This is a genomic window from Promicromonospora citrea, from assembly GCF_013004695.1.
Lineage (GTDB): Bacteria > Actinomycetota > Actinomycetes > Actinomycetales > Cellulomonadaceae > Promicromonospora > Promicromonospora citrea.
The window spans coordinates 1-4451 of the sequence record NZ_JABEMG010000222.1 but is presented as its reverse complement, the minus strand read 5'-3'; the positions used below and the strand labels follow the sequence as shown (position 1 = coordinate 4451).

Annotated in this window: 4 protein-coding genes and 1 pseudogene; all 5 read left to right on the top strand. The window is 69.8% G+C overall.

The genetic code is table 11. The annotated features are described in order from the left end of the window. Positions 1-687: pseudogene (locus HLB15_RS22650) on the top strand (exodeoxyribonuclease V subunit gamma); the annotation flags it as partial. Between the two features lie 246 nt (positions 688-933). Further along, a complete protein-coding gene (locus HLB15_RS22645; RefSeq protein ID WP_171108898.1) occupies positions 934-2091 on the top strand; it encodes a site-specific integrase in 1158 nt (385 codons plus the stop codon). A 39-nt stretch (positions 2092-2130) separates the two neighbouring features. After that, on the top strand, positions 2131-3435 hold the full coding sequence (locus HLB15_RS22640) for an IS256 family transposase (protein WP_308424964.1): 1305 nt from the start codon (positions 2131-2133) through the stop codon (positions 3433-3435). Between the two features lie 46 nt (positions 3436-3481). Then, positions 3482-3637: a hypothetical protein gene (locus HLB15_RS22635; RefSeq protein ID WP_171108897.1), complete on the top strand. Its 156-nt coding sequence runs from the start codon at positions 3482-3484 to the stop codon at positions 3635-3637. A gap of 39 nt (positions 3638-3676) precedes the next feature. Beyond that, positions 3677-3970, top strand: a complete 294-nt coding sequence (locus HLB15_RS22630) for an excisionase family DNA-binding protein (RefSeq protein ID WP_229785749.1) — start codon at positions 3677-3679, stop codon at positions 3968-3970. The last annotated feature ends 481 nt before the right edge of the window (positions 3971-4451 follow it).

Below are 4451 nucleotides of genomic sequence, written 5' to 3'. Positions count from 1 at the left end.
GTCCGCGCCGCCGGGCAGGTCGGGCCCCTGGCCGAGGCCGCGTCGGGCGTGCGGCAGAGCCCCGCGCGGGTCGTGGACGTCGACGTCGACCTCGGCGACGGCCGCAGCCTGCGCGGCAGCGTGCCCGGCGTGCACGGCGACCGGCTCGTCACCGTCTCGTTCTCGCGGCTCGGCGGCAAGCAGCGCCTGCAGACCTGGGTGCGCCTGCTGGCGCTCGCGGCGTCCGACGACGACCGCCCCTGGGCCGGCTACACCCTGGGCCGACCCGCCAACGCCAAGTCCCGCAGCGCGTGGCAGGGCTCACGGCTCGGGCCGCTCGACCACACGGCCGCCGACCTGCTGCGCGACCTCGTCGCGCTGCGTGACCGCGGCCTGACCGAGCCGCTGCCGCTGCCCGTCAGGTCGTCGCTCGCCTACGCCGACGCGCGCCGCAGCCGCGCCGACGCGTCCGACGCGCGGTACCGCGCCGGCCTCGCCTGGGCCGGCCAGGGCTGGGGCAGCCGGCAGGCCGACGGCGAGCGCGCCCAGCCGGAGCACGTGCGCGTGCACGGCGCCGACGCCCCGCTCCCCGGGACCGCGGAGCCGCCGCGCCCCGGCGAGGAGCACCCGGGCGAGACGACCCGGTTCGGCGCGCTCGCGATGCGGGTCTGGACGCCGCTGCTGGAGAACGAGAGGTTCAACGACTGAGTGTCACCCAGGCCCGGACCTGGTCTCCTGACCAGGCCGAATACTGGATGACCTGCGGTAACGCCTTCAGGCCCTCGGGACCGTGATGGACAGAAGTGGCCTCTGGAGGCCACCCGTTCCCCCATGGTTCCCCCACGGGTTCCGGGACGTTCTTGCAGGTCGGCGCTCGCGCTGAGGCCGTGCGTGATGTGCTGTTCCCCCATGGGGGAGCCGGTGGGACACCTGGCGGGTGGAAAGGACCACCCCATGACAGGCACCTCGGGCAAGCGCACCTTCGGGGAGCTGGAGAAGCGGAAGAACGCTGCGACCGGGAAGGTGACCGGCTGGCGAGCGCGGTACACCGGACCGGATGCGCAGCGGCATCCGAAGACGTTCGGCGACAAGATGGCCGCCGAGGCGTGGCTCAACGCCGAGCGCATCCTCATCGACCGCGGCGGGTGGAAGCCGCCGAGGGTGCGGGAGGCAGAGGCCAGGCTGGCGGAGCAGCGGTCGATCACGTTCCGCGAGTGGGCGGAGAGGTCGGTGGCGAACAAGAAGCTACGACCCAATACCCGCAACCGGTACGCCAAGGTCCTGAAGAACCGGATCCTGCCGGAGCTGGGGGACATCCCGCTGAGGGACCTGACGCGTCTCGACATCACCAACTGGCACACGAGACTCACCACGACCCTGGCCAGAGAGGCGCGTGAGCGTCAGGCGAAGGGGCACAAGAAGGGGACAAGTGACGGGCGCGGGGCGCTCTTCAGCGCCTACCAAGTGCTCTCGTCGATCCTGAATGACGCCGTCGCTCACGAGATGCTCGACGCGTCACCGGCGAAGGTCAAGGGCGGGCTGCAGTACGAGGTAGTGCACGACCCTGTGGTGCTTACCCCGGAGCAGATGTGGCAGCTGGCCGACCTCATGCCCGCCCACCTGACGGCGATCGTGCCGCTCGCGACCACGACAGGCCTGCGCAACGGCGAGCTGAGGGCCCTACGACGGCGGCACCTGGACCTGAGCGACCCGACGCGCGCCGTCGTACGAGTCAGGGGCACTGCCCCGAACCACCGAGGTGCCGGATTCAACGGGGAAGTAGGCGAGCCGAAGACCAAGACGTCGAAGCGCGACGTTGCGATCCCCTCGTTCGTTGTGCCGATCCTGCGGGACCACCTCGAACAGTTCACCGGTCAGGGAGAGGACGCCTTCGTGTTCCCCGGACGCTACGGAGAGGTGCTGAACCGCTCCGGGATTGATGACCACTGGAAGGTCGCCCGCCAGCAGCTCGGCCTCGACGACCTGCACGTCCACGACCTACGGCACACGGCCCTGACCTGGGCGGCGAGGTCCGGCGCGACGCTCGCCGAGCTCATGGCGATCGCCGGGCACGCCAACCCGACGATCGGGAGTGTACGTTTTTCGGTGTAACTCCTGATCTGGGAGATATGCACGATGAGCAAGGCAGGGATGCAGGACGTGAAGGTCGAGGAGCAGCCGGTGGCTGCGGTGGAGCAGGACGAGCGGCTGCGTGAGGCGCCGGTGGTGGACCGGGCGCTGGTGGCGCAGCTGATCGGCGGGGCTCGGGAGCAGGGCCTGTCGCTGGACGGGCAGGGCGGGCTGCTGGCCCAGCTGACGAAGCTGGTGCTGGAGTCGGCCCTGGAGGGTGAGATGACTGACCATCTCGGCCGTGGCAAGCACGAGCGAGCCGGGGCGGGTGGCGACGGCAGCTCCCGTAACGGCAAGCGGGCCAAGACCGTGCTGACGCAGGCCGGGCCGGTGACCATCGAGGTGCCGCGCGACCGGTCGGGGTCGTTCGAGCCGAAGATCGTCAAGAAGCGGCAGCGGCGCCTGGGCAGCATCGAGGACGTCGTGCTGTCGCTGTCCGCGCGCGGGATGACGCACGGCGACATCGCCGCGCACCTGGCCGACGTCTACGGGACCGAGGTGTCCAAGACGACGATCTCCACGATCACCGACAAGGTGCTCGACGGCATGGGCGAGTGGCAGAACCGGCCTCTGGACCCGGTCTACCCCGTCGTGTTCGTGGACTGCATCCACGTCAAGGTGCGGGACGGGCAGGTCGCCAACCGACCTATCTACGTCGTCCTGGCGGTCACGGTCGACGGCAACCGGGACATCCTCGGGCTGTGGGCCGGCGACGGCGGGCAAGGCGCGAAGTACTGGCAGCAGGTCCTGACGGAGATCAAGAACCGCGGCGTCGAGGACATCCTGATGCTGGTGTGCGACGGGCTCAAGGGACTGCCCGACGCGGTAGGCACGATCTGGCCGGACACGATCGTGCAGACCTGCATCGTCCACCTGATGCGCAACAGCTTCCGCTACTCCGCCCGGCAGGACTGGGAGGCGATCTCCCGCGCCCTGAAGCCGGTCTACCAGGCCGCTACCGTCGAGCAGGCCGAGGAACGGTTCCTGGAGTTCCAGGAGGCCTGGGGCGGCAAATACCCCGCGATCGTGCGGTTGTGGTCCAACGCGTGGGCCGAGTTCGTGCCGTTCTTGCAGTTCGACCGCGAGATCCGCCGCATCGTCTGCACGACGAATGCCATCGAGTCCGTCAACGCGCGTATCCGCAAGGCCGTCCGGGCCCGGGGCCACTTCCCCAACGAGCAGGCCGCCCTCAAGTGCGTCTACCTCGCGATCATGGCTCTCGACCCGACCGGCAAGGGCCGAGCCCGATGGACCCAACGCTGGAAGGGCGCCCTGAACGCGTTCGACATCGCCTTCGACGGCCGGCTCTCAGCCCGCCGCCGCTGAACCAACAACCCGAGTTACACCGAAAACTGGACAGACCCCGACGATCGTGCTGCGCTACCAGCACGTGGGGGACGAGGAACGCCGGCACGCGATCGCGGAGAAGCTGGGCACCGTTTTCCAGGACGAGCTGGCCGAGCGGCGGGCGAGGAAGGCCAATGCGCCGGAAGACACAGCCGCGGAAGGCGGAGCCGCGGGCACGTAGAGCGTGCCCGCGGGCGTTCCAGTCCATCTGCGGCTACTGGTGAGCACCTTCGTGATGATGGCCGGAACGTCCGATGCCGTTGATCGAGGAGGGGACATGACACGAAGCGCAGACCGGCTGCGAGCCGATGACAAGAGCGCCGCGGAGAGCGTGCCGAGCGGTCGGCTGGTTGCCCTCACGGTCGCGGCCGAGGAGCTCAGCGTGTCCGTCAAGACCATCCGCCGACGCATCGCTGACGGGTCCGTACGGGCGTATCGGATCGGGCGGCTCATCCGGGTCAACCTGGATGAGCTGCGCGCGGCGCTGCTCGTGGTGGTCGGTTCGAGCCACTGATGCGCACGAAGGGTCGGGCGGGACCGCTGCTGCGGACCCGCCCGACCTTTGCCGTCTGCTCAGGAGGCACCCGGGGGCCCGGGCGACATCGGCCATGCCGGCGTGGGGTGGGTTCACGGTCCGCCGGGAGCGGACCCTTGAGCACGTCGAGGGCTCCTGCGGCCGCTCTCATCCGGTGTTCGCCTCGAATGGATGGGCTTCCCACTGGATTGGTCCTCGGCGCCCGAGGGTTTGGGCGGCGCGGGCTGGGGTCGGTTGTGGACGGCGTACTGGAGGTAGGCATGCAGATCGGCCAGAGTGGCGGGGCCGTTGATCTCGTCGTGCCGGATGTGGGCAAGTCCGCGTAGCTGTGGAGGGCCTTGACCCCGGTTCGTGGACACGGGGTTGGGTTACGCCGCGGTGGTGAGCGTAGTGCTGGTCGTGTTCTTCTCGTAGTCGACGGGGCTGGTGTAGCCGCACCAGGAGTGTCGGCGGCGGTTGT